Origin of the sequence: Pseudonocardia adelaidensis (genome assembly GCF_039543345.1) — a bacterium.
GTDB lineage: Bacteria > Actinomycetota > Actinomycetes > Mycobacteriales > Pseudonocardiaceae > Pseudonocardia > Pseudonocardia adelaidensis.
Window position 1 is genome coordinate 1 of sequence record NZ_BAABJO010000061.1, and the last position, 22,507, is coordinate 22,507.

24 protein-coding genes and 1 pseudogene are annotated in these 22,507 nt (G+C 72.6%); 15 read left to right on the forward strand and 10 right to left on the reverse strand.

All coding sequences use genetic code 11. From position 1 onward, the window contains the following. Window positions 1-263 precede the first annotated feature (263 nt). Entirely contained in the window at window positions 264-863 is a 600-nt protein-coding gene (locus ABEA81_RS41365; RefSeq protein WP_345613389.1) for a TetR/AcrR family transcriptional regulator, read from the reverse strand. 123 nt (window positions 864-986) lie between these two features. Here ABEA81_RS41365 and ABEA81_RS41370 point away from each other — a divergent pair, with 123 nt between their 5' ends. From ABEA81_RS41370 to ABEA81_RS41430, 13 genes are all read left to right on the forward strand, one after another. Beyond that, window positions 987-2,126, forward strand: a complete 1,140-nt coding sequence (locus ABEA81_RS41370; RefSeq protein WP_345613390.1) for an acyl-CoA dehydrogenase family protein — start codon at window positions 987-989, stop codon at window positions 2,124-2,126. Further along, window positions 2,123-3,628: an acyl-CoA carboxylase subunit beta gene (locus ABEA81_RS41375; protein ID WP_345613391.1), complete on the forward strand. Its 1,506-nt coding sequence runs from the start codon at window positions 2,123-2,125 to the stop codon at window positions 3,626-3,628. The genes ABEA81_RS41370 and ABEA81_RS41375 overlap by 4 nt, the downstream gene beginning before the upstream one ends. Window positions 3,629-3,651: 23 nt before the next feature. Further along, entirely contained in the window at window positions 3,652-5,580 is a 1,929-nt protein-coding gene (locus ABEA81_RS41380) for an AMP-binding protein (protein ID WP_345613392.1), read from the forward strand. Window positions 5,581-5,592: 12 nt separating this feature from the next. Continuing rightward, complete coding sequence (locus ABEA81_RS41385; RefSeq protein ID WP_345613393.1) at window positions 5,593-7,167, forward strand: AMP-binding protein; 1,575 nt, start codon at window positions 5,593-5,595, stop codon at window positions 7,165-7,167. Further along, entirely contained in the window at window positions 7,164-7,964 is an 801-nt protein-coding gene (locus tag ABEA81_RS41390) for an enoyl-CoA hydratase/isomerase family protein (RefSeq protein WP_345613394.1), read from the forward strand. Before ABEA81_RS41385 ends, ABEA81_RS41390 begins: the two co-directional genes overlap by 4 nt. Beyond that, window positions 7,961-8,458 carry a MaoC family dehydratase gene (locus ABEA81_RS41395; protein ID WP_345613395.1) on the forward strand — a complete coding sequence of 166 codons (498 nt, stop codon included), beginning with the start codon at window positions 7,961-7,963 and terminating at the stop codon, window positions 8,456-8,458. The genes ABEA81_RS41390 and ABEA81_RS41395 overlap by 4 nt, the downstream gene beginning before the upstream one ends. Continuing rightward, entirely contained in the window at window positions 8,455-9,780 is a 1,326-nt protein-coding gene (locus tag ABEA81_RS41400) for an MFS transporter (RefSeq protein WP_345613396.1), read from the forward strand. The genes ABEA81_RS41395 and ABEA81_RS41400 overlap by 4 nt, the downstream gene beginning before the upstream one ends. After that, window positions 9,777-10,220, forward strand: coding sequence for a MaoC/PaaZ C-terminal domain-containing protein (locus ABEA81_RS41405; protein WP_345613397.1), 444 nt, complete (start codon window positions 9,777-9,779; stop codon window positions 10,218-10,220). The genes ABEA81_RS41400 and ABEA81_RS41405 overlap by 4 nt, the downstream gene beginning before the upstream one ends. Next, the gene (locus tag ABEA81_RS41410) at window positions 10,217-11,086 is read left to right on the forward strand and encodes an HpcH/HpaI aldolase/citrate lyase family protein (protein WP_345613398.1); all 870 of its coding nucleotides are present in this window, start codon (window positions 10,217-10,219) and stop codon (window positions 11,084-11,086) included. Before ABEA81_RS41405 ends, ABEA81_RS41410 begins: the two co-directional genes overlap by 4 nt. Continuing rightward, the gene (locus ABEA81_RS41415) at window positions 11,071-11,988 is read left to right on the forward strand and encodes an LLM class flavin-dependent oxidoreductase (protein WP_345613399.1); all 918 of its coding nucleotides are present in this window, start codon (window positions 11,071-11,073) and stop codon (window positions 11,986-11,988) included. Before ABEA81_RS41410 ends, ABEA81_RS41415 begins: the two co-directional genes overlap by 16 nt. After that, complete coding sequence (locus ABEA81_RS41420; protein WP_345613400.1) at window positions 11,985-13,763, forward strand: acetyl/propionyl/methylcrotonyl-CoA carboxylase subunit alpha; 1,779 nt, start codon at window positions 11,985-11,987, stop codon at window positions 13,761-13,763. Before ABEA81_RS41415 ends, ABEA81_RS41420 begins: the two co-directional genes overlap by 4 nt. Before the next feature lie 174 nt (window positions 13,764-13,937). Next, window positions 13,938-14,777, forward strand: coding sequence for an oxygenase MpaB family protein (locus ABEA81_RS41425; protein ID WP_345613401.1), 840 nt, complete (start codon window positions 13,938-13,940; stop codon window positions 14,775-14,777). A 13-nt stretch (window positions 14,778-14,790) separates the two neighbouring features. After that, window positions 14,791-15,546, forward strand: coding sequence for a hypothetical protein (locus tag ABEA81_RS41430; protein WP_345613402.1), 756 nt, complete (start codon window positions 14,791-14,793; stop codon window positions 15,544-15,546). Window positions 15,547-15,646: 100 nt separating this feature from the next. Here ABEA81_RS41430 and ABEA81_RS41435 read toward each other — a convergent pair whose 3' ends face one another. The 3 genes from ABEA81_RS41435 to ABEA81_RS41445 form a co-directional block, all read right to left on the reverse strand. Next, window positions 15,647-16,060: a nitroreductase family deazaflavin-dependent oxidoreductase gene (locus tag ABEA81_RS41435; RefSeq protein ID WP_345613403.1), complete on the reverse strand. Its 414-nt coding sequence runs from the start codon at window positions 16,058-16,060 to the stop codon at window positions 15,647-15,649. A 125-nt stretch (window positions 16,061-16,185) separates the two neighbouring features. Further along, window positions 16,186-17,181, reverse strand: a complete 996-nt coding sequence (locus ABEA81_RS41440; RefSeq protein WP_345613404.1) for a zinc-binding alcohol dehydrogenase family protein — start codon at window positions 17,179-17,181, stop codon at window positions 16,186-16,188. Between the two features lie 20 nt (window positions 17,182-17,201). Continuing rightward, window positions 17,202-17,795 (reverse strand): NADPH-dependent F420 reductase, encoded by a 594-nt coding sequence (locus ABEA81_RS41445; RefSeq protein WP_345613405.1) that lies wholly within the window; start codon window positions 17,793-17,795, stop codon window positions 17,202-17,204. A gap of 151 nt (window positions 17,796-17,946) precedes the next feature. On the opposite strand from ABEA81_RS41445, the gene ABEA81_RS41450 reads away from it, so the two are divergent. Further along, the gene (locus ABEA81_RS41450; RefSeq protein ID WP_345613406.1) at window positions 17,947-18,567 is read left to right on the forward strand and encodes a TetR/AcrR family transcriptional regulator; all 621 of its coding nucleotides are present in this window, start codon (window positions 17,947-17,949) and stop codon (window positions 18,565-18,567) included. A 171-nt stretch (window positions 18,568-18,738) separates the two neighbouring features. On the opposite strand, the gene ABEA81_RS41455 is transcribed toward ABEA81_RS41450, so the two are convergent. The 5 genes and pseudogenes from ABEA81_RS41455 to ABEA81_RS41475 all read right to left on the reverse strand — a co-directional run bounded on the left by ABEA81_RS41455 (window position 18,739) and on the right by ABEA81_RS41475 (window position 21,374). Next, entirely contained in the window at window positions 18,739-19,203 is a 465-nt protein-coding gene (locus ABEA81_RS41455) for an alpha/beta hydrolase fold domain-containing protein (RefSeq protein ID WP_345613407.1), read from the reverse strand. Window positions 19,204-19,319: 116 nt separating this feature from the next. Continuing rightward, window positions 19,320-19,409 (reverse strand): annotated as a pseudogene (locus tag ABEA81_RS41460) (alpha/beta hydrolase fold domain-containing protein); the annotation flags it as partial. A 413-nt stretch (window positions 19,410-19,822) separates the two neighbouring features. Next, on the reverse strand, window positions 19,823-20,137 hold the full coding sequence (locus ABEA81_RS41465; RefSeq protein WP_345613408.1) for an SDR family NAD(P)-dependent oxidoreductase: 315 nt from the start codon (window positions 20,135-20,137) through the stop codon (window positions 19,823-19,825). A gap of 53 nt (window positions 20,138-20,190) precedes the next feature. Next, window positions 20,191-20,952, reverse strand: coding sequence for an SDR family NAD(P)-dependent oxidoreductase (locus ABEA81_RS41470; RefSeq protein WP_345613409.1), 762 nt, complete (start codon window positions 20,950-20,952; stop codon window positions 20,191-20,193). After that, window positions 20,949-21,374: a nitroreductase/quinone reductase family protein gene (locus tag ABEA81_RS41475; RefSeq protein WP_345613410.1), complete on the reverse strand. Its 426-nt coding sequence runs from the start codon at window positions 21,372-21,374 to the stop codon at window positions 20,949-20,951. The genes ABEA81_RS41470 and ABEA81_RS41475 overlap by 4 nt, the downstream gene beginning before the upstream one ends. Window positions 21,375-21,464: 90 nt before the next feature. Between ABEA81_RS41475 and ABEA81_RS41480 the strand changes: the two genes are divergently transcribed. Continuing rightward, window positions 21,465-22,055 (forward strand): TetR family transcriptional regulator, encoded by a 591-nt coding sequence (locus ABEA81_RS41480; protein ID WP_345613411.1) that lies wholly within the window; start codon window positions 21,465-21,467, stop codon window positions 22,053-22,055. 337 nt (window positions 22,056-22,392) lie between these two features. On the opposite strand, the gene ABEA81_RS41485 is transcribed toward ABEA81_RS41480, so the two are convergent. Next, window positions 22,393-22,507, reverse strand: a 115-nt coding sequence (locus ABEA81_RS41485; protein ID WP_345611773.1) for an integrase core domain-containing protein, incomplete at its 5' end; no start/stop codon positions are given.

Here is a 22,507-nt window from a genome sequence, read left to right on the forward strand (position 1 = left end):
CGGGCGCGGCCGGCGGCGCGGGCGGGGCCGCGTGGGTCGGGGCGGCCGCGGAGGACGGGCCCGCGGCGGCGGGCGACGGTGCCGGCAGCGCGGCCGGGGCCGCCGGCTGGCATCCCGCCAGCGTGGCCGCCCCGGCGACCAGACGGCTGCCAGCGAGCGTCGGTTGATCGACATACCTGCAGGTTTCGGTGCGCCGGTCCCGTCCGCAACCACCGGGGCTCGCGGCGGGGGAGGATCACCCGATCGGGCCGGCCCGCCGCGGGTCAGCGGACGTCGAGGGTGGCGGTGAGGGACGCCGCGATCTGGCGCCCGAGCTCCTCCGGGGTTGACGGACCGGTGGGTCGGTACCACTTGTAGCACCAGTTCACGGCGCCGAGGCACATGTTGACGTAGATCTTCGGGGGCATCCCGAGCATGACCTTCGGGTGTGCTTCGAGGTGGGCGGCGAGCGCGTCGCCGAAGAAGTCCTCGAACGCGTGCCGGCGCTCCAGCACCTGCTCGGCCAGCTCGGCGGGCAGCTCGTGCTCCTCCTCGAAGCAGACCTTGAGCAGCGCCTGGTTGCGGCACGTGTAGGCCACCCGGGACGTGATGAGGTCGCGGATCGCGTCGAGCGGCGTCGGCGCGGCGGCCACGGTCTCCCGCGCGGCGTCCAGGCTCTCGTCCAGCACGTCGGAGTAGAGCCGGACGAGGAGCTCCTCCTTGCTGGTGAAGTAGTGGTAGATCGTCGGCTTCGACATCCCGACGGCCGCCGCGATCTCCTTCATCGACGTGGCGCGGAACCCCCGCTTGCTGAAGATCTCGGCCGCGGTGGAGAGCAGACGCAGCCGGCGGGTGTCCGCCCGGCTCAGCGTCGTTCCGGTCATGCAGCCCTCCCGCTCCGGTCATCGGCCACTCCACCGTAACGCGAGGCCGAGGGTTGACATCGTGCCCACTCGCCCGCCAAAGTTCGACCGCCCGGTCGGTCGAACTTTTCGGAGGAGGCGCTGATGGGCTGGGAGCTCGACGACGAGCACGCCGACTTCCGCGGTACGTGCCGGGCGTTCACCGACCGCACCGTGCGGCCGCTCGTCGCGGAGGCCGAGGCGACGGGCACGTTCCCGGCGCGGCTGTGGAAGGAGCTCGGCGCGGCGGGGCTGCTCGGGCTGGTGACGCCCGAGGAGTTCGGCGGGGCGGGCGGCGATTCGCTCGCGGTGGCCCTGCTCGCGGAGGAGCTGACGAGGGCCAGCGGCGGGATCGCCGTCACCGCGCTGGTGAGCGCCTACATGGCGGGCCCGCACATCGTCCGGTACGGCACGCCCGAGCAGCAGCGGCGCTGGCTGGCCCCGCTCGCCGCGGGCGACGCCGTGGCGGCGATCGCCGTCACCGAGCCCGGCACCGGCTCCGACGTCGCCGGCATCACCAGCACCGCCCGCCGCAGCGGCGACGGTTGGGTGCTCGACGGCCGCAAGATGTTCATCACGAACGCCGGGCTGGCCGACGTGCTCGTCGTCGCGGCGCGCACGGGCGGCCCGGGCCACGGCGGGATCACCCTGTTCCTCGTCGAGCGCGGCGCGCGCGGACTGTCGTTCGGCCGGCCGCTGGCCAAGATGGGCTGGCACTCCTCGGACACGCGCGAGGTGGTGCTCGACGCCGTCGAGTTGCCCGCCGATGCCGTGCTCGGCATCCAGGGCCGCGGCTTCCACCAGATCATGGAGGGCTTCCAGCTCGAGCGGGTCGCGCTCGCCGCGATGGGCCTCGGGCACGCCGCCGAGTGCATAGACCTCGTGCGGGCCCACGTGCGCGACCGGGAGGCGTTCGGCGCCCCGCTCGCGCACCTGCAGACGGTGCGGCACCGCGTCGCGGCGATGGAGGTGGAGCTGGAGGCCGCGCGGCTCGTCACCTACCAGGCCGCCGCGCGGCTGGACGCCGGGCACCTCGACGCGCTGCAGTCGGTGGCCCGCGCCAAGTACGCGGCGGCGCTCGCCGCGAACCGCGTCGTCGACGACGCCGTGCAGCTCTTCGGCGGGGCCGGGTTCGTCGAGGAGTCGCCGGTGGCCCGCCACTACCGCGACGCCCGGATCCTGCGCATCGGCGGCGGCACCGACGAGATCCAGCTCGAGATCCTCAGCAAGGGGATGGCCTCATGACGGCGGCCGACGTCGCCGCGGCCCGGGATCGTGCCCTGCGTGGCGGTGACCCGGCGCGCTGGCCGGGCAAGCTGCCGGTGCGCGAGCGGCTCGCGATCCTCTTCGATCCGGGGAGCTTCGTGGAGGACGGGCTGCTCGCCGCCGCCGACAGCGGCCTGCCCGCCGACGGCGTGGTGACCGGCGTCGGGCGGGTCGAGGGCAGGCCGGTCGCCGTCATCGCCCACGACTTCACGGTCAAGGCGGGCTCGTGGGGCGGGCTCACCTGCGAGAAGCAGATCCGCATCCTGGAGCGGGCCGATCGCGACCTGTTGCCGGTGGTCTACCTGGTCGACTCGGCGGGCGGCCGGCTCACCGACCAGATGGGCTTCTTCCCCGGCCGCCGCGGCGCCTCGGCGATCTTCAACCTGCAGGTCAGGCTGTCCGGCCGCGTCCCCCAGCTGTGCTGCCTGCACGGGCCGTCGGCCGCGGGCGGGGCGTACATGCCGGCCTTCTGCGACTGGGTGGGGATGGTCACCGGCAACGCGTCGATGTACCTCGCGAGCCCGCGCGTCGCCGAGAAGGTGACGGGGGAGCGCACGACGCTGGAGGAGATGGGCGGCGCGATGATGCACGCCACCGTATCCGGCTGCGGCGACGAGGTGTTCGACTCCGACTGGGAGGCCGTGGCCGCTGCGCGGCTGCTGCTGTCCTACCTCCCCGACGACTTCCGCTCCCCGCCCCGGCTCCACGAGCCCGCGCCCCCGGAACGTCCAGAGTGGGACGGGCTCGTGCCGGCCGACCCCAACGTCGGCTACGACGTGCGCGACGTGATCGACGGGATCGTCGACGGTGGCACGTTCTTCGAGATCAAGGCCCGCTGGGCGCAGGAGATGGTGGTGGGCCTCGCGCGGCTCGACGGCCGGGTGATCGGGATCGTGGCCAACCAGCCGAGCGTGCGCAGCGGCGCGATCTTCGTCGACTCGGCCGACAAGGCCGCGCGGTTCATCTCGCTGTGCGACGCCTTCAACATCCCGCTCGTCTTCCTGCAGGACGTCCCGGGGTTCATGGTGGGCGTCGAGGTCGAGCGCCAGGGGATCATCCGCCACGGGGCCAAGATGATCGCGGCGATGGCGTCCGCCGAGGTCCCGAAGTACTCGGTGGTGCTGCGCAAGGCCTACGCCGCCGGCTACTACGCCATGTGCGCACCTGGGTTCGAGCCGCGCGCCACGATCGCGATCCCGACGGCGACGATCGGCCCGATGGCGGCCGAGGCCTCCGTCAACGCCGTCTACGCCAACAAGATCGCGGCGATCGCCGACGAGGAGGAGCGCGCCGCGTTCGTCGCGGCCCGCACCGCCGAGCAGCAGGCCGACATCAACCTGCTGCGCATGGGCAGCGATCTCGTCGTGGACACCGTGGTCGAGCCGGACGCGCTCCGGGCCGAGCTGGCCGCCCGCATGGTCGACGCCGACCGGTGGACGCGCACGCCCGGACGCCGACACCACCTCGTGAGCCCCGTCTAGCACCCGCAGAGGAAAGGACGACGATGTCCGGCCCGACCGACAGCCTCAGCCAGCTGATCGACCGACCGCTGCAGCCGCTGCGCCCCGAGTGGATCGTGCCCGAGCGCGTCGAGGCGCTGCGCGCCGCGCGGGCATTCCCCGACCCGGACGCCTACTGGGAGTGGGTCGCGGGGCAGCAGCGCTGGTCCACGCCCTGGCGGACCGTGCGTTCGGGCGACCTGGAGGACTTCCGCTACTTCGAGGGTGGCCGGATCAACGTCGCCGACAACTGCGTCGACCGCTGGGCGGAGGACCCGGCCACCCGGGACCGGGCGGCCGTCGTGTGGAAGGGCGAGCCCGGTGATGTCCGGACGGTGACCTACGCCGAGCTCGCCGACGAGGTGTCCCGGCTCGCCGCGGGGCTGCTGGCGCTGGGTGTGGCCCGGGGCGACGTCGTCGGGATCTACATGCCGAACCTCGTCGAGGCGTTCACCGCGATCCACGCGTGCAACCGGATCGGCGCGATCTACACGGTGCTGTTCTCCGGGTTCGGCGAGGAGGCCGTCGCGTCCCGGCTGCAGGCCGCCCGCGCCTCGGTCGTGATCGTCGCCGACGCGAGCTACCGGCGGGGCCGGCGGATCCCGCTGCTGGAGACGCTGCGCGCCGCCCGGAAGCGGGCGCCGTCGGTGCGCGCGACCGTGGTGGTCGACCGCACCGGGGACGCGGCGGCCCTCGACGCAGGCGAGCACGCCTGGGCCGACGTCCTGGAGCGCGGCGCAGCGGGCACCCCCGCCGTACCGCTCGACCCGAACGACCCGTCGTTCCTCATCTTCACCAGCGGCACCGAGTCGAAGCCCAAGGGCGTCGTGCACAGCGTCGGCGGGTTCCTGCTCGGGACCTGGGCGAACGCGCACTGGCAGGCCGGCTACGAGCCGGGGGACGTCTACTGGGTCGCGGCCGACGTCGGCTGGCTGACGTTCCCGATCCAGGCCGTGGTCGGCGGCCTCGCCTGCGGGATGACGATCGCCTGCTTCGAGGGCGCCCTCGACACCCCGACGCCCGCCCGCTTCTACACGATCTGCGCGCGGCACGGCGTGACGAAGGTGCTCGCCGCCCCGACGCTCGCCCGGATGCTGCGCAAGTTCGGCGACGACCTCGCCGCCGCGCACCCGCTGCCCGGCCTGAAGCTGATCACGATGCAGGGCGAGCCGCTCGACGCCGACACCTTCGAGTGGACGAGCAGCACCTTCGACGTCCCCGTCGTCAACGCGTACGGGCAGACCGAGACCGGGTCGACGTGGACCTACCCGGTGTACGGGGTGGAGCCGCTCAAGGCGGGCTCGGTGGGCACGCCGGTGCCCGGTCACACGTTCGAGATCGTCGACGACGAGGGCAGGCCCGTCCCCACGGGGGTGAAGGGCAACCTCGTGCTCACCGCGCCGTTCCCGACGCTCGCGCGCACGGTGTGGGACGACCACGACCGCTACCTCGCCACCTACTTCTCCCGCTTCCCCGGGCGCTACGCCACGCACGACGAGGCCGTGCTCGACGACGACGGGCAGCTGTGGGTGCTCGGCCGCGCCGACGACGTGATCAACGTGGCGGCGCACCGCATGTCGACGATGGAGATCGAGGCGGTGGTCACCGCGCACCCCGCGGTGGTCGAGGCCGCCGTCGTCGGCGTCCCGCACGACACGAAGGGCACCATCCCGATCGCGTTCGTGACGTTGCGAGGCGACGTCGACGCCGCCTCCGCGCGGGACGAGATCGGCCGCCACGTCGTGGCGGAGATGGGCGGCTATGCCCGGCTGGACGCCGTGCACGTGACGGCGGCGATGCCCAAGACCCGGACCGGCAAGATCATGCGCAGGCTGCTGCGCGACCTCGTCGTGCACGGCAGGCCCACCGGCGACACGAGCGCGATGGAGGACCCCGCCGCGCTCGACGTCGTCGCGGCCGCCGTGCGGAGCTGAGAGGGGACGCCCGTGCGGCTCTACGCCCTCGAGGACCGGACGATCGGCCGGATCCTCGCCGACAAGGCCCGGACCGTCGGGGATCGGACCTTCCTCACCTACCTCGGCGACCGCTTCACGTACGCCGACGTCCACGCCGTCACCAACTCCTACGCCGAGGGCTTCCGGCGGGCCGGGATCGAGCGCGGCGACCACGTCGCGCTGATGCTGCCGAACCGGCCGGAGATGCTGTGGGCGCTCTGGGGCCTGGGCAAGCTCGGGGCGGTCGCCGTGCCGATCAACACCGCCGCGAAGGGCGACCTGCTCGGCTACCTGCTCGACCAGTCCGACTCGGTGCTGCTCGTCGCCGAGGACGGCTACCGCGACCGCGTCGACCCGGTCGTGGCGCAGGTGCCCGCGGTACGCGAGGTGATGGGGCCGGACCGACTCGCCGCGTTCGCCGCGCTGCCGCCCGCGGACCCGCCGGAGATGGCCGACGTCCGGTACGACGACCCGCACCTGATCATGTACACCTCCGGGACGACCGGGCCGTCCAAGGGCGTCGTGAGCCCGCACTCGCAGGGCCACGGCGTGGGGCTGCGGATGGCGTCGCTGTCGGGCTACGGGCCCGACGACGTGCTCTACACGTGCCTGCCGCTCTTCCACGGCAACGCGCTCTGGTACACCGTCTACGCCGCGCTGTGGGCGGACGCCGCGGTGGCGCTCTCGCCCGCGTTCTCGGCGCGCCGGTTCTGGGACGAGATCCGGGAGTCGGGGGCCACCGTCTTCAACGCGCTCGGGGCGATGGCGAACATCATCTGGCAGCAGCCGCCCTCGCCGCGCGACCGCGAGCACCGCGTGCGGACGGCGATGATGGTGCCGAGCTCGCGCGAGCTCGCCGAGACGTGGCGGGAGCGCTACGGCATCGGCGTCACCTCGGTGTACGCGATGACCGAGAACACCGCCGTGACGGTGTTCGGGCCGGACGACCCGCCCGAGAAGGCGTCGTCGGCCGGGCGCGTGCGCGACTACATGGACGTCCAGATCGTCGACGACGAACGGCGCCCGCTGCCGCCCGGCGAGGTGGGCGAGATCTGCATCCGCCCCAACGAACGCGGCAGCATCATGCTCGGCTACTACGAGATGGCCGAGGCCACCGTCGCCGCCACCCGCGACCTGTGGTTCCACACCGGCGACCGCGGCCGCCTCGACGAGGACGGCTACCTCTACTTCGCCGACCGCAAGAAGGAGGCCATCCGCCGCCGCGGCGAGAACATCTCCGCGTTCGAGGTGGAGACCGTGCTCTGCCGCCACCCCGACGTCGTGGAGGCCGCGGCCGTACCGGTGCCGTCCGAGCTGGGCGAGGACGAGGTGATGGCCTACGTCGTGCCGGCCCCGGGTGCGGAGGTGGACTACGCCGCGCTCGTCGGGTTCTGCGCCGAGCACATGGCCTACTACATGGTGCCCCGCTACGTGGAGGCCGTGCCCGAGCTGCCGAAGACGCCGAGCGAGAAGATCGAGAAGTACAAGCTCGCCGTGTCGGCCCGCGAGCGGCTGGGCGAGCTGTGGGACCGCGAGAAGGCCGGCGTCACGGTGCGGCGCCCGTGAGCGGGGTCGTGACGGAGGTCGACGGCGCCGTCGCCCGGGTGCTGATCGACCGGCCGGAGGCGAAGAACGCGCTGAGCCCGGCGGTGCTCGCGGGCCTCGACACCGCCGTCGACGAGGCACTGGCGGCGGGCTGCTCGGTGCTCGTGCTGCGCGGGGCCGGCGGGACGCTCTCGGCGGGGGCGGACCTGCCGCACCTGCAGACCCTGCTCGGCGACGAGGCCGCGATCACGCGCTACATCGCCTCGATCGGAGCCGTGCTGGACCGGATCGAGGCGGCGCCGTTCGTGTCGGTCGCGGTGGTCGCCGAGTACGCGCTCGCGGGCGGCTGCGAGATCCTGCTCGCCTGCGACATGGCCGTCGTCGCCGAGGACGCCCGCATCGGCGACCGGCACCTCGAGTACGGGCTGCTGCCGGGCGCGGGCGGTTCGGTCCGCCTCCCCCGAGCCCTGCCCCCGATGCGCGCCCGCCGGCTGCTCTACACCGCCGAGATGATCGACGGCGCGACCGCGGCCGAGTGGGGGCTCGCGAGCCACGCCGCCCCGCTCGCGGACCTCGACGCGACCGTCGACGCGCTCGTCGCCCGGCTCTCCCGCCACGGCCGCGACGCGCTCGCCGGCATGAAACGGATGTACCGCGCGGCCGCCCCGGTCGCGCCGCGAGCCGCCCTCGCCGCCGAGCGCACCGCGCTCGTCCGGCACCTGATGACCTCGCCCGACGCGGCGGAAGGCCTCGCCGCGTTCCGGGCCGGTCGCGCCCCGGAGTTCCCACCCCATCCGCAACACCTGGAGGCACGATGACGAGCATCGAGAACCGGCCGGTATCCGGTCGCTGGTTCGAGGAGCTCGAGGTCGGCACGGTGGTCCACCACGCCACGCGGCGCACGGTGACCGAGACCGACAACGTGCTCTTCACGACGATGACCATGAACCCGGCGCCGCTGCACCTCGACGCCGACTACGCCGCGGGCACCGAGTTCGGCAGGCCCCTGGTGAACAGCATGTTCACCGTGGCCCTCGTCGTCGGGCTCTCGGTGCCGGAGCTGACGCTGGGCACGATCATCGCGCAGCTCGGCATCGACGAGGTGTCGTTCCCCAAGCCGGTGTTCCCCGGCGACACGATCCGCGTGGAGACCGAGGTCGTCTCGGCCCGGCCGTCGCGCTCGCGGCCCGACGCCGGGCTCGTCGTCTTCGAACACCGCGCCCACAACCAGCGCGACGAGCTCGTCTGCCGGGCCCGCCGCACCGGGCTCATGCACCGCAGGCCGTCCGCCACCCCCTCGGAGCAGCCATGACGACCCCCACCCCCGCCCCGATGCGCCGCGTGGCCGCCTCGGTCCTCATCGGCACGACCATCGAGTGGTACGACTTCATCCTCTACGGGTCGGCCGCCGCGCTCGTGCTCGGCCCGCTGTACTTCCCCGGCGGCGACCCGGTGGCCTCGACCCTGCTCGCGTTCAGCACGTTCGCGGTCGGGTTCCTCGCGCGCCCGCTCGGCGGGATCGTGCTCGGCCACTTCGGCGACCGCATCGGCCGCAAGCAGATGCTGGTGCTCTCGCTGTCGATGATGGGCGTCGCCACGTTCCTCATGGGCCTCCTGCCCACGTACGAGACGATCGGCGTCGCCGCCCCGATCCTGCTGGTGCTGCTGCGCCTCGTGCAGGGCTTCGGCGTCGGCGGCGAGTGGGGCGGCGCGGTGCTGACGGCCGTCGAGCACGCGAGCCCGGCCCGGCGCGGGTTCTTCGGCAGCCTCCCGCAGGTCGGCGTGCCCGCCGGGCTCTTCCTCGCCACCACCGCGTTCTTCCTGGTCTCGCAACTCCCCGAGGAGGCCTTCCTGTCCTGGGGCTGGCGGGTGCCGTTCCTCGTGAGCATCGTGCTCGTCGGCGTCGGGCTCTACGTCCGCTTCACGATCGGCGACACCCCGGTGTTCGAGGAGGTCAAGCGCAACCGGCTGGCCGCGCGGGCGCCGCTGGCCGAGGCCGTGCGCCGCTACCCGCGCCAGGTGCTGTTCGCCACCGGTTCGATGATCAGCACCGGTGCGTACTTCTACGGCGTCAACACCTACGCGCTGGCGTACGCGAAGTCCGCGAAGGTCCAGACGGGCAACGCGATGCTCGTCGCCGTGCTGGTGTCGGCCGTGGTGGCGGTGGTCGCGATGCCCTGGTTCGGGGCCATCGCCCAGCGCCGGGGCCGGCGGGCGCTGATCATCGCCGGGCTGGCCGCGATGACGGTCTGGATCTTCCCGACGTTCCTGGCCATCGACAGCGGCGACCCGGTGCTGCTCGTGCTCGCCTACGTGGTCGGCGCGATCGTCTTCTCGGTGTCCTACGGGCCGCAGGCCACGTTCATCACGGAGCTGTTCGACGCCACCGTCCGGTTCAGCGCGTCGACGGTGTCGTTCCAGCTCGGTGTGTTGCTCGGCGGGGCGATCACCCCGATCGTGGCCACGGCGCTGGTGGCGTACTGGGGCACCTCGATGGCGGTCGCCGCCTACATCGCCGTGCTGTCGGTCCTCTCGCTGGTGTGCGTGGCGGCGGTGTCGCAGCGCGACCTCTCCCGCGGCAGCGCGGACATGGACCAGGTGCGCCGGGTGGACGTCGGGGGGACACCGGCGTGATCACCCAGCACCTCGACCGCATCGCCGTCGGCGACCGGCACGTCAGCCGGGCCCGGACGATCACCGAGACCGACCTGGTGTCGTTCGCGATGTTCACCGGCGACTGGCACCCGATCCACACCGACGTCGAGTTCGCCGCTGCCGACCCGCGGTTCGGGCAGCGGATCGCCCACGGCGCGCTGGTGATCTCGGTGGCGCTCGGCCTCGTGGAGCTGCGGCCCGAGGCGATGAAGGCGTTCTACGGCATCGACCGGCTGCGGTTCGTCGCGCCGACCCACATCGGCGACACGCTGCACGTCGAGACCGAGGTCCTCGCGATCACCCCGCGCGGACCCGACGACGGGGTCGTCACCTCGCGGTTCGTCGTGCGCAACCAGCACGGGACCGAGGTGCTGGTCGCCACGCTGAAGTGCCTCGTGGTGCGCGAGGGCGCAGCGTGATCGCCCGGCTGCGCAGCCTCCTGTTCGTGCCGGGCGGGCGGCCCGACCTGCTCCCGAAGGTCGGGCGGGCCCGCCCGGACGCGGTGGTCGTCGACCTGGAGGACGCCGTCGCACCGGACGCGAAGGACACCGCCCGCGCGGCGGCCGTCGATGCCCTCACCGCGGGCCGCCCGGACGCGGGGACCGTCCTGCTGCGGGTCAACCCGCCCGGCACGCCGTGGCACGAGGCCGACGTCGCCGCCGCGGCGGGCGCAGGCGCGTCCGGGGCGATCGACGGGGTGGTGCTGCCCAAGTACGAGCGGGCGGACCAGCTCGCCGCGGTGTGGGCGGCGTTGCCCTCCGGCGCGCGCGTCGTGGTCGGCCTGGAGACCGCGCGCGGCGTGGCGGACGCACGCCCGCTGCTCGCCCAGCGCCCGGACGCCGCCTACTTCGGTGCCGAGGACTACGCGGCCGACATCGGGGGCCGGCGCACGGCGGCGGGCACCGAGGTGCTCTACGCGCGCAGCGCGGTGTGCCTCGCCGCGCACCTCGCGGGCGTGCTCGCGCTCGACCAGGCGGTCGTCGCCGTGCGGGACGCGGACGCGTTCCGGGCCGACGCCGGGCAGGGCCGCGACATCGGTTACCGCGGCAAGATCTGCCTGCACCCGGTGCAGGTCGCGATCGCGCACGAGGTGTTCACGCCGTCCGAGGCCGAGGTCGAGCACGCCCGCGCGGTGCTGGCCGCCGCGGAACAGGGCGTCGGGGTCGTGGACGGGGAGATGGTCGACGCCGTTCACGTGACGATGGCGCGGCGGGTGCTCGCAGCAGCGGACGACACAGCAGCGGACGACACAGCGGCAGGGGAGCGCGCGTGCGGTTCGGCCTGATGCTCCCGCCGCAGCTCGACCTCGCGCACGTCGTGCCGCTCGCCCGGCGGGCCGAGGAACTCGGCTACGACCTCGTGGCGTGCGGCGAGCACGTGTTCTTCCACGTCCCGACGACCAACGCGTTCGTCGCGCTCGCGGCCGCGGCGGGCGCGACGAGCCGGATCGGCCTGCTCAGCGCGGCCACCGTGCTTCCGGTGTACCCGGCTCCGCTCGCCGCCAAGATGGCGGCCACGCTCGACGGGGTCAGCGGCGGGCGGTTCGAGCTCGGCGTGGGCGTCGGTGGCGAGTACCCGCCGGAGCTGCTCGCGTGCGGTGTCGACCCCGCCGAGCGCGGCCGGCGGGCCGACGAGTCGCTCGCCCTGATCACGCGGCTCCTCGCCGGGGAGCGGGTGCACCACGACGGGGCGTTCTGGACGCTGGACGGGCTGGCGCTCGACCCGCTACCGCAGCGCCGGCACCTGCCGATCTGGGTTGGAGGCCGGCGCCGGGCGGCGATCCGGCGGGCCGGCCGGTTCGCCGACGTGTGGATGCCCTACATGGTCGACCCGCAGCGGTTCGGGGAGAGCCTGGAGCAGGTGCGCGCGGAAGCCGTGGCGGCCGGGCGACCGGCCCGGGCCGTGCGGGGCGCGCTGTTCTGCTGGGCGGGTGTCGGCGCCGACGGCGCCCGCGCCCGGCGCACCGCGCTCGAGGTCCTCTCGCGGATCTACCGGCAGGACTTCGGCCCGTTCGCCGACCGCTACGTCCCGGCCGGGACGCCGGCGCAGGTCGCCGCGCGCCTGTCCGAGTACGCGGAGGCGGGAGCCGGGACCGTGCTCTTCGCCCCCGCCGTCGCGGAGGACGAGCTGGAACGGGCGGCGGAGACGTTCGTGCACGAGGTCGCGCCCGCGCTGGTCGCGGCGTGACCAGGAGGGGGAAGCAGGCGCAGGTGCTGTCCGACGAACCGAGGAACCCGCTGCGGAAGGTGCTGGTCGCGAACCGCGGCGAGATCGCCGTCCGGGTGATCAGAGCCGCCCGCGACGCCGGCCTGCGCAGCGTGGCCGTGCACACCGAGCCCGACCGCGGGGCGCTGCACACGCGGCTCGCCGACGAGGTGGTCGCGCTGTCCGGCGCGTCGGCCTACCTCGACGTCGACGCGGTCGTCGGCGCCGCGGTGGCCGCCGGCGCCGACGCCGTCCACCCCGGCTACGGGTTCCTGGCCGAGAACGCGGACTTCGCGCAGGCGGTGCTGGACGCCGGGCTCGTGTGGGTCGGGCCGCCGCCCGCGACGATCCGCGACCTGGGCGACAAGGTGACCGCGCGGCGGATCGCGCGGTCCGTCGGGGCGCCGCTCGCGCCCGGCACCGCTGACCCGGTGCGCGACGTCGCCGAGATCGAGGAGTTCGCGCGCACGCACGGGCTGCCGCTCGTGATCAAGGCGGCGTTCGGTGGCGGTGGCCGCGGGCTCAAGGTCGTGCGCGACGCCGCGTCGATCCCGGAGCTGTTCGCGTCGGCCACGCGGGAGGCGACGGCGGCCTTCGGCCGGGGGGAGTGCTTCGTCGAGCGCTTCCTCGACCGCGCCCGCCACGTCGAGGCGCAGGTGCTCGCCGACGGCTACGGCACGGTCGTGGTCCTCGGAACCCGCGACTGCTCGCTGCAGCGGCGCAACCAGAAGCTCGTGGAGGAGGCGCCGGCGCCGTTCCTGACGCCGAAGCAGCGGCGCGTGATCCACCAGTCGGCGAAGGAGATCTGCCGCGCCGCCGGCTACAGCGGGGCGGGCACGGTGGAGTACCTGGTGGGCGAGGACGGGCTGATCTCGTTCCTCGAGGTCAACACGCGGCTGCAGGTCGAGCACCCGGTCACGGAGGAGACCACCGGGATCGACATCGTCGCCGAACAGTTCCGGATCGCGGCGGGCGCCAAGCTGCTCACCGACGCCGACCCCGAGCCGCGGGGGCACGCCGTCGAGTTCCGGATCACGAGCGAGGACGCGGGGCGCGGCTTCGTGCCCGTGCCCGGCACGGTCACCACCTTCCGGATGCCGGCCGGCCCCGGCATCCGGGTTGACGCCGGCGTCGAGGCGGGGGACCCGGTCGACGGCCGCTTCGACTCGATGTTCGCCAAGCTCGTGGTGAGCGGGCCCGACCGCGACGAGGCGTTGCACCGGGCTCGCCGCGCGCTCGCCGAGGTGCAGGTGGACGGCGTGCCGACGCCGGTGCCCTTCTACCGGCAGGTCGTCGAGCACCCGGACTTCGCCGGTCGGTTCGCGGTGCACAACCGCTGGGTCGAGACGGAGTTCGACGGGGTCGTCGAGCCGTGGACGGATCCGGGCGCGGGGCAGGCGACGGACGCGCTGCCGGTCCGGGTGGGGCGCCGGGTGTTGACGCTGCGGGTGCCCGGACTCGCCCTGCTCGGCGAGCGGGGCGACGCGATCCGGCAGGAGGCGGCCGCACTGCGCAGCGACGCGACGCCCACCGTCTCCGGGAACTCCGTCGCCGCGCCGATGCAGGGCACGATCGTGCAGGTGGCGGTGCGGGAGGGGCAGGAGGTGGCGGAGGGCGACCTCGTCGCCGTCCTCGAGGCGATGAAGATGGAGAACCGGGTGCTCGCCCACCGGGCGGGCGTCGTGACGGGGGTCGCCGTGGCCGTGGGGGACACCGTCGCTCAGTTCACCGCGATCTGCGAGATCTCCGGGTCGTAGAACCACTCCTCCTGCGGGCGTTGCGGGCTACGGTCGCCGTGTGCGCTCGCTTTTGTCCTGCGGTCGAGGTCTCCACACCCTCGTCGGGGAACGGCAGGTCGGGCGGGCGATGCGCGCCGCCTCGACCCGCACGTTCGACGCGCGCGCTCGGCCGAGGCGAGGCACGATTCCGGTGTGCAGCCGACGGACGCGCGAACCGACGACGGCCTGTTCGGGTCGGGCTCGGTCACCTGGCGCGTGCACGTCGAGCCGGTGCTCTGGGTTGCCGGGATCCGGGCGCTGCTTCTGCAATCGCTGCACCCGCGCGTGATGCGTGGGACGGCCCAGAACTCCGCGCTGGCGGACCCCGCGCGGGCGTGGCAGCGGTTCCAGCGCACCGCGGAGTTCGTCGGGATCCGTACGTTCGGCAGCTCCGCGGAGGTCGAGCGGGCGGCCCGCCGGGTCCGTCGCCTGCATGCGCGGCTGCGTGGGTACGACCCTGATACCGGTACCGACTTCGCCCTCGACGACGTCGAGAACCTGCTGTGGGTGCACTGCGGGGAGATCGACTCCTACGTCGACGTCGCGTACCGCTGCGGCATCGTGAACCGCGCCGACGCCGACCGGTACGTGGCCGAGAGCCGCCGGGCCGCGGAGGTCGTCGGCATCCCCATAGACCTCGCGCCGGGCAGCCGCGCCGACCTCGCCGCGTACTTCGCGCGGATGCGGCCCCGCATCTATGCCTGCGGGGAGGCGCGCGAGAGCGCACTGCGGATGCTGAACCCGCCGCTGCCGCGCGATCTCATCGGCCTCCGGCTCGCGGCGCCATCGGTCGTCGCACTCGCGTTCGCCCTGCTGCCCCGCTGGGCTCGGCGGCTGTACGGGGCGCCCGGGTTGCCCACCACCGATCTGGCCGCCACCGCGTCGGTCCGGCTGCTGCATGTCGCCCTCACCGCCTGGTACCGCCCGACAGCGACCGCGGGGCCAGCAACACGTCCACCCGATCGGCGAACTCACGCGGGTCTCGACCGGTGAGTACCGGACCGGTGTGGAGTACCTGTTCCAGGAACTGGTCGACGATCTGTTCCGCACCTTCGGCACGCCTGCCACGTTGCTCGACGCACAGGACCGGGTCCTGGCGTTCTCGGACCAACCGCCCGAGCTGGCGGACCCGTTGCGGCGACGGGTCCTGCTCGTGAACGACGCCGAGACCGAGATCGGCCGGGCGGTGCTGCACCACGTGAACGACGCGGCGCGCCGTGCGTCGGGCATCGTGCGCATCCCGGCAGCGCCAGATCTCGAGCTCTACGAGCGACTGGTGATCCCGCTGCGCATCCGGACGTCCGCCACCGCCTTCGTCTACCTCATCGACCCGCACCGGAGGGTGACGCCGGAAGCACTCGAGCCCTTCTCGACCGTCTTCGACACAGTGGCCCGACAGGTCGAGTTGCAGCGGCTGGCGCGCCACCAGGTGCGCGCCGCCGTCGCCGGCCTCGCCAGCAGCGACGAGGACGAGCGGCGCCTCGCCGTCAGCACGCTCGACGAACGCAGCAACGTCCGTCTGCACGCCCCACTGTGCTCGGTGGTCATCACGGGACACGCCCCGGTGCGGAACGTCCCGGACGGGTACTGGACCCGGCTGCTCGGCCACGACGGCGAGTGGACCGGGCTGGCGGGACGCATCGTCGCGATCCTCGCCGTCGTCGCGGCGGGTGACCGTGACCAGCCAGAGCTGCTGGCTGCGGCCCTGGCAAATCGCCGTCGCCGTCGCCGTCGTGGTCGGCGCTCGTGTTGCGGTCACTGACGCGCTGGGGTCGCTTTCGCTTCTGCCCACTGTGGTGTCGGCCCCGAAACGTCGGGTCGGAGCCCAACCCGCGGTCACCAGCGGCGAGCCCGTCGGTAGGTCAGTTCGTGGCGGGTTCGAGCAGGATCAGCGGTACTTCGCGGTTGCCGGTTTCCGCGGCGCGGTCGCGCAGGTCGCTGAAGAACGGGTAGAGCTCGTCGGCGTAGGCGAGCCAGTCCTCTCGCTCGGCGCCGTCGGCGGTGCGTGCGGTCATCAGCGACCGGTGGGGGCCGTCCTGCAGCTGCACCGTCGGATTGGCCACCAGGTTGTAGAACCAGCTCGGGTTGCGGGCCTGGCCGCCGGCAGAGGCGCCGACGGCATAGACGCCGCCGCGTTCGATGCGCATCAGGGCGACCTTGCGCAGCTTGCCCGAACGCGCCCCGCGCGTGGTCAGGATGATGACGGGGGCGCCCTGAATCGTCGCGCCTTCTCGGCCGTCGGTGCGCTCGTAGAGCTCGACCTGCTCGCGGGTCACCGGATCGGAGCTGGGGACGAACTCGCCGTCGAGCAGATTCCGTGTCATGTCGGGTGGTTCCTCTCGTGAGTGGGAGTCTCAGGTCCGGCCGGGCCGGAGAGACGCGGAGTCGGCGAGGCGACGGCTCAGAGGGTGACCACGATCTTGCCGATGGTCCGGCGGGTCTCGACGAGCGTGTGCGCCGTCCTCATGGTCTCGGGAGTCAGTCCCCGGAGTGTGGTCGTGACGATCGGACGCAGGCGGCCCGCGACCACGTCGTCGGCCGCGCGAGCGAGGATCCGGCCCTGGCTGCTGGCGTCGCCGCCGGCGACGATCTTGCTGAACACCATCTCGCTGTGCACCGACAGCGACTTGCCGACGAACGTCTCCACGTCCAGCCGGCCGGGGGAGTCGATGAAGGCCAGGTGTCCGAAGGGGCGCAGCACCTCGACGATCGACGCCAAGCGGCGGCCGGTGTCCGAGGTGGAGAACGCCAGATCGACGTCGTCGATCCCGGCTCCGCGCAGCTGCGTGGCCAGGTCGGCGTGGTGATCGACGACGAGGTCGGCCCCCATCGCGGTGGCCCACTCCCGTGACTCGGGCCGGGAGGCCGTGCTGATCACGAACGCCGAGGTCCGCGCCTTCAGCAGCTGCGTGGCCATCGAGCCCACACCGCCGGCGCCGCCTATCACCAGGACGTTCTCGACGCCGGCGGGCAGGGTGTCCTGGTCGCGGAAGAGTGCCTCCCAGGCGGTGAGCACGCCGATGGGCAGGGAGGCGGCGTCGGCGAAGGTGAGTTCCTCGGCGATCGTGGCGGCGACCCGGTGGTCGACTGCGACGCGCTCGGCCCAGTTGCCGTCGCGAGTGATGTCGCCGGTGCCCATCACCCGGTCCCCGATCGCGAACCCGGTGGTCGCGGGCCCGATTGCGACGACGACCCCGGCGAACTCCCACCCGAGGACAACGCGGCCGCCGGGGTCGGCGCTGCGGGTCTGCCGGATCGCGGCCTCGCCCGGGTTGATGCCGATCGCGTGTACCTCGACCAGCAGGTCACCGTCACGCAGCTGTGGTTCGGGGATGTCGTCCAGGTCTATGGCGAAGGCGTCGAGCGGGTGTGCCTTCTCGTAGGCGAGTGCTTTCATGCCGTGCCCGTTCCCTCCGGTCAGTCCTGCTTCAGGGCGTGCATGGCCGAGAGCGGGCCACCGATCTGCATCAGCCGGCCGCCCTCGCGCAGCGATCCCGCATCGACCGGCGCGAACCCCATGCTGTCGGCGACGTCGTGGAACGTGGCCTTGGCGACGGTGTCGTCGCCGGCGTAGAACAGGAGCTGCCGTCCTTCCGGGTGCCGGGGGTCGGCGGCGATGTACCGGGCGTAGAGGGTGTTGAACGCCTTGACCACGTGTGCGCCCGGGGCCCGCTTCGCGACGAACTCACTCGGTGTCGCCACACCGAGATCGGCGACGCTCGGCGACGTCGGTATCTGGTTGGTCGTGTCCACGAGGATGCGACCGTCCCATGGTGGGAGCCCGGCCAGTGCTTCGCCGACCTGCGGCCACCTCACGGTCAGGAACACCATGTCGGCGGTGGCGGCTTCCTCGACCGTGGCCGCGCTCGCCGATGGTCCCAGCTGCGCCACGACATCGCGCAGCGTGTCCGGGCCGCGGCTGTTGCTCAGGGTCACCGTGTGCCCTGCCGTCACCAGATGACCGGCGATGGCCTGCGCGACCGCCCCGGCGCCGATGGTCCCGAACCTCACGACGACTCCTTACGTTTGATGATGACCGACATTAATATTGCCATCGGCTGCCGCTGTCAAGCCGGACGTCCTATGGATCGCCCGGTTTGATGGTGGCCATCATCGGAACTGGCTAGACTTCGCCTGTCCAGGAGGGTCTCCGTCCGGGGAGGTGGTCGACGTGCCCCGCGTCACACGGGAGCAGAAGCGGCTCAACCGCGAGCGGATCCTGACCGCGGCCGGCGAGGGATTTCGGCTGCGCGGCATCGACGGCGTGGGCATCGAAGGGTTGATGAAGTCGGCCGGCATGACCCACGGCGGCTTCTACAACCACTTCGCCTCCAAGGGCGACCTCGCCATCGAGGTCCTGCGCCAGGGCTTCACCGACTCGCTGGCGGCGCTTGACGCCATCCGCGCGGCACACCCGCGCTCGGCTCGCGCGGCCCTGCACGACATGATCGATCAATACGTCGGCGCCGAGCATCGCGACCACCCCGAGGTCGGATGCGCCTCGGCCGCCCTCGTCTCCGACGCCGGCCGCCACGGCGCCGCCGCTCAAGCCGAGTACCGCCGGGGCCTGGACGGCTACTTCGACGCCATCGCGGCCATGTTGATCGAATACGGCTGCGAGTCCGATACCGAGATCACTCCTGCCGAGGCCAGGGAGCAGGCGGTGGCGCTGTTCAGTCAGATGGTCGGCGCACTGCTCCTCTCCCGTGCCATCGTCGACGTCGCCCCGGACCTGTCGGAGGAGGTTCTGGTGGCCAACCGGAATCGACTCAAGGCCAGGTGAACACGTGCAGCGGTAGGCGAGCAGGAGCCGGCTGTGCATGTCGTCGATGACATTCGTACCCGACGAGGAAGACGCCGTCCGAGCCGACGGCCCTGGGCTGGCGCGCAGGCGTAGCCGTGCTACCCGATCCTGCCCGGTGTCCCGATGCGTTGATCCGGGAGATTCGCGGCCTCACGCGCTGCGGATGACGCGGATCTTGTCCGCTTGATAGCGGAGATCGCCTCCCAGCGGCAGGACGTCGAACGCATGTGGCATCCCGGGGTGGACGTGGAGCTCGGTCGACACCCCGGCCCGCCAGAGCTGTCGGGCGTAGCTGACGTCCTCGTCGCGGAAGATGTCCATCTCGCCGACCTCGATGTATGCGGGCGCGAGCCCGGCGAAGTTCGTGTTGCGGGCCGGGGCGACGCTGGGCGCCACTGGACGTGTCCCGTCGTGCCCGCGGAGGACGGCGGCCCAGGCCGTGCGGTTGAAGGCGTAGGAGAAGAGGGTGGGTGCCGCCGCGAGATGGGGGTCGGGTTCGGTGGTGCGGTCGTCGAGCATCGGGTAGACGAGCAGTTGCCTGGCGAGGGGGATCCGGTGGTCGCGGGCGAGGATCGCGACGGAGGCGGCGACTCCGCCGCCGGCGCTGTCGCCCATGACGGCGATGCGTGCGGGATCGACGCCGAGTTCGTCGGCCCGTTCCCGCAACCATCGCCGGCGCTGTCGCCCATGACGGCGATGCGTGCGGGATCGACGCCGAGTTCGTCGGCCCGTTCCCGCAACCACGTCACGGCGGCGAGGCCGTCCGACGCAGCGGCACCTGCGGGTGCCTCGGGGGCGAGCCGGTAGTCGACGGCGACCATGGGACGCCGGTCCACGCCACGTACGTCCGGACGAGCGGGTCGTAGAGCTCGACGCTGCCGGCGATCACCGCTCCGCCGTGGACGTGGACCACGGCGGAGCCCGGAGTGGAGCCGCTCTTCGCATACCACCGCAGCGCGAGTCGATGCCCGTCGCCGGTCTCGATCGAGTACGCCTCGGACGTGACGTCCGGGTCGACGGGCAGGGCGCTCAGCTGGGTCAGGCCGTCGTCGAGGATCCGGCGCAGGTGGGCGGAGTCGCCCTCGCGGAAGCCGGTCGGGGAGGCAGGGCCTGCGCCGCCGTCGACGAGCCGCGCGATTCTGGGATCGAGTTGGAATGACATGTGCGTCCTGGGATGGAGGGGGACCGGGCCGGGGCCCGGGTGGGCTGCCGCCGCGGGACCCCGGTGCCGCGATCAGCTGTGGTGCTGGGTCTGGCCGGCGGCGAGCGCCGGTCCGAGGAGGAGCCCACCGTCAGCGATGTGCTCCGAGCCGGTGACGAACGCGGCGTCGTCGGAGGCGAGGAACAGCAGGAGGTTCGCCATGTCCTGCGGGTCGGCCAGGCGCTTGGTCGCGAACGGCTCCGGTGAGTCGTAGTCGCTCACGCGCGCCGCTCCAGGGCGGAACAGCTCGGTGATCAATGGCGTGTTCACGACACCGGGGTTGATCAAGTTGACCCGGATGCCGTCGCGTCCGAGCTCGATGGCCGCGGTGCGGGTCAACCCCCGCACGCCCCACTTGTTTCCTTTCTCGAAGCCCGGCGGTCTTGCGACGCGCCGGCCGTCTACAGGAGGGCTCCTCCGGAGACCTCGATGCGCTCTGCGGTGATCCAGCGCATGTCGTCGGAGGCGAGCGCGGCGATGGCGTCGCCGATCTCCTCCGGCTTGCCGACCCGGCCGAGCGCGGTCCGCGCCGCGAGGGTCCCCCGCAGCTCGGGGTCGTCCCGCATGGCGCCGCCGTTGAAGTCGGTGGCGCTCGGGCCGGGGGCGATCGCGTTGATGCGGATGCCGCGCGGGCCGAGCTCGACGGCCAGGCTGCGGGAGAGGACCTCGACCGCCGCCTTCGACGCCGAGTAGACCGACGTACCTGGGCTGACATGGCGGGTCAGCGAGGTCGACACGTTGATGATGCGGGAGCCGTCGGCGAGGTGCGGCACGAGGGCCTGGACGAGGAAGAAGGTGCCGCGGAAGTTGGTGCCCACGAGCGCGTCGAAGCTGTCCACCGTCACGTCCTCCAGCCGGCCGAACAGGCCGATCCCGGCATTGTTGACCAGGACCTCGAGCTTCGTCCTCCCCCAGCGGGTGCGGATCTCGTCGGCCAGCTCGGTGGTGAAGGTCGCGAACGAGTCGACGTTGCTGATGTCGAGCTGCGTGGCGAACGCGTCACCGCCCGCGTCCTGGATCATCTGCACGGTCTCCGCGGCCCCGAGAGCGCCGCCCCGGTAGGTCACCACAACCCTCGCGCCACGCCGGGCGAGCGCGAGCGCGGTGCTGCGCCCGAGCCCCCGGTTCGCGCCCGTGACCAATGCGATCCGGTGTTCGGTCATGAACGTGCTCCTTCGGTGAAGTCGACACGGACGAGCGGGCTGCCCGCCATCCACTCCTCGAGCGGCTCGACGGGTTGCCGGATGCTCGCGGGGTTCCAGGGCTGGTTGAGGTCGGCGATGATTGACCGGAACACGGCCTCGCGCAGCTGCGGATCGCGGACTGGCGTCCCGATGGCGGGCAGGTCCGCGCGTACGCCGTGCTTGAGGTGGAACGTGAACGACGGGTTGCGCAGGATGTTCGCGTACCAGCTACGCCGGGCGGGCTGCGTGCTCAGGTAGATCCGCCCGTTCACGCGGTAGAACCACACCTCGATGCGCCGCGGGCGCCCGGTGCGCGCGCCGACGGTCGTGATGTCGATCGTGCGCTCCCGTGCCCGCGAGGCCGGTGTGATCGCGAGCGCCTTCTCGATCTCGGGCTGCATCCAACCTCCTAGTAAGTAAGAATTTATTTACTTCTAGGCTAGGGTCGCACCTGCCCGCCGTCCAACGCCGCGCACCGAGACGGAGACCACATGCCCGCACGTGACGCTCAGGCGACGAAGGCTCGGATCCTGCAGGCGGCCGTCACGGAGTTCGCCGAGCATGGCCACGCCGGCGGGCGCGTCGAACGGATCGCCCGGGAGGCCGGGACCAACATCCGGATGATCTACGCCTACTTCGGCAACAAGGACGGGCTCTTCGACGCCGCGCTCGCCAGCGCGATCAAGTCCATGGCCGCGAAGGTCCCGCCCCAACCGGAGGATCTACCCGCGTGGGCGGGCGACCTGTTCGACTACCACCAGCGCGAACCCGCGGCGCTGCGGATCAACCTGTGGGCGCAGCTGGAACGCCCGCACGCCGCATCCGAACCGATGGAGAGCTACCTCGCCAAAACCACCGCCGTGTCCAGGACCGACAGCGACCCGCTGACCGCCGTCGACCTTCTCGTCCTCATCTACGCCGTCTCACAAGCCTGGTACCTGACGCCCGACGGCCTGCTCAGGGCAGATGGCGGCGACCCACACGATCCGCACCGGCTCGCCGCGCACCGGCACGCCGTCATCACCGCAGTATCGCGCATCGTCCAGACAGACACCCGTCGCCCAACGTCGGAACCGAGCTGACAGGACGCCGCGCCCGATCGTGCCTCTGCCACCACAGCGGAGAGCGCGATCCACGGGTGGCACGGCACCGAGCGAGGTCGTGGAGGTGCGGGGCCGCGATCCAGCTTCTGCCGATGTCGGCGGCATCGCGACCGGGCGCCCGGAGAAAGGTCGACCGCACGCTGACGGAACTCAGGCGGGTGGCGAGCGGGCACGAGGACACCGCCTCAGGTGAGGTGTCCGTGGTGATCCGTGTGAAGCCGCTGCGGTGGAAGACGAGCGGCGCAATATCGGGCTCGGCATCGACACACCGCACCCGCTTCTTCGAGGCGGAGCTCGACCTAGGTGTACTCGGCCATCAGGTTGGTGGCAGGCGGCTGATCGGTGGGAGCCCGCCGAGTGCGCTGTGGCGGCGTCGAGTGTTGTAGTACTTGACCCATGAGGCAAGCGCGGCAGCGCGCTCGGCGTTGCTG

Excerpts from the sequence above, each read along its gene's own strand:
- ABEA81_RS41365 (WP_345613389.1), bottom strand. The coding sequence starts at position 863 with ATGACCGGAACGACGCTGAGCCGGGCGGACACCCGCCGGCTGCGTCTG.
- ABEA81_RS41370 (WP_345613390.1), top strand. The coding sequence starts at position 987 with ATGGGCTGGGAGCTCGACGACGAGCACGCCGACTTCCGCGGTACGTGC.
- ABEA81_RS41375 (WP_345613391.1), top strand. The coding sequence starts at position 2,123 with ATGACGGCGGCCGACGTCGCCGCGGCCCGGGATCGTGCCCTGCGTGGC.
- ABEA81_RS41380 (WP_345613392.1), top strand. The coding sequence starts at position 3,652 with ATGTCCGGCCCGACCGACAGCCTCAGCCAGCTGATCGACCGACCGCTG.
- ABEA81_RS41395 (WP_345613395.1), top strand. The coding sequence starts at position 7,961 with ATGACGAGCATCGAGAACCGGCCGGTATCCGGTCGCTGGTTCGAGGAG.
- ABEA81_RS41400 (WP_345613396.1), top strand. The coding sequence starts at position 8,455 with ATGACGACCCCCACCCCCGCCCCGATGCGCCGCGTGGCCGCCTCGGTC.
- ABEA81_RS41440 (WP_345613404.1), bottom strand. The coding sequence starts at position 17,181 with ATGAAAGCACTCGCCTACGAGAAGGCACACCCGCTCGACGCCTTCGCC.
- ABEA81_RS41455 (WP_345613407.1), bottom strand. The coding sequence starts at position 19,203 with ATGGGCGACAGCGCCGGCGGCGGAGTCGCCGCCTCCGTCGCGATCCTC.
- ABEA81_RS41470 (WP_345613409.1), bottom strand. The coding sequence starts at position 20,952 with ATGACCGAACACCGGATCGCATTGGTCACGGGCGCGAACCGGGGGCTC.
- ABEA81_RS41475 (WP_345613410.1), bottom strand. The coding sequence starts at position 21,374 with ATGCAGCCCGAGATCGAGAAGGCGCTCGCGATCACACCGGCCTCGCGG.
- ABEA81_RS41480 (WP_345613411.1), top strand. The coding sequence starts at position 21,465 with ATGCCCGCACGTGACGCTCAGGCGACGAAGGCTCGGATCCTGCAGGCG.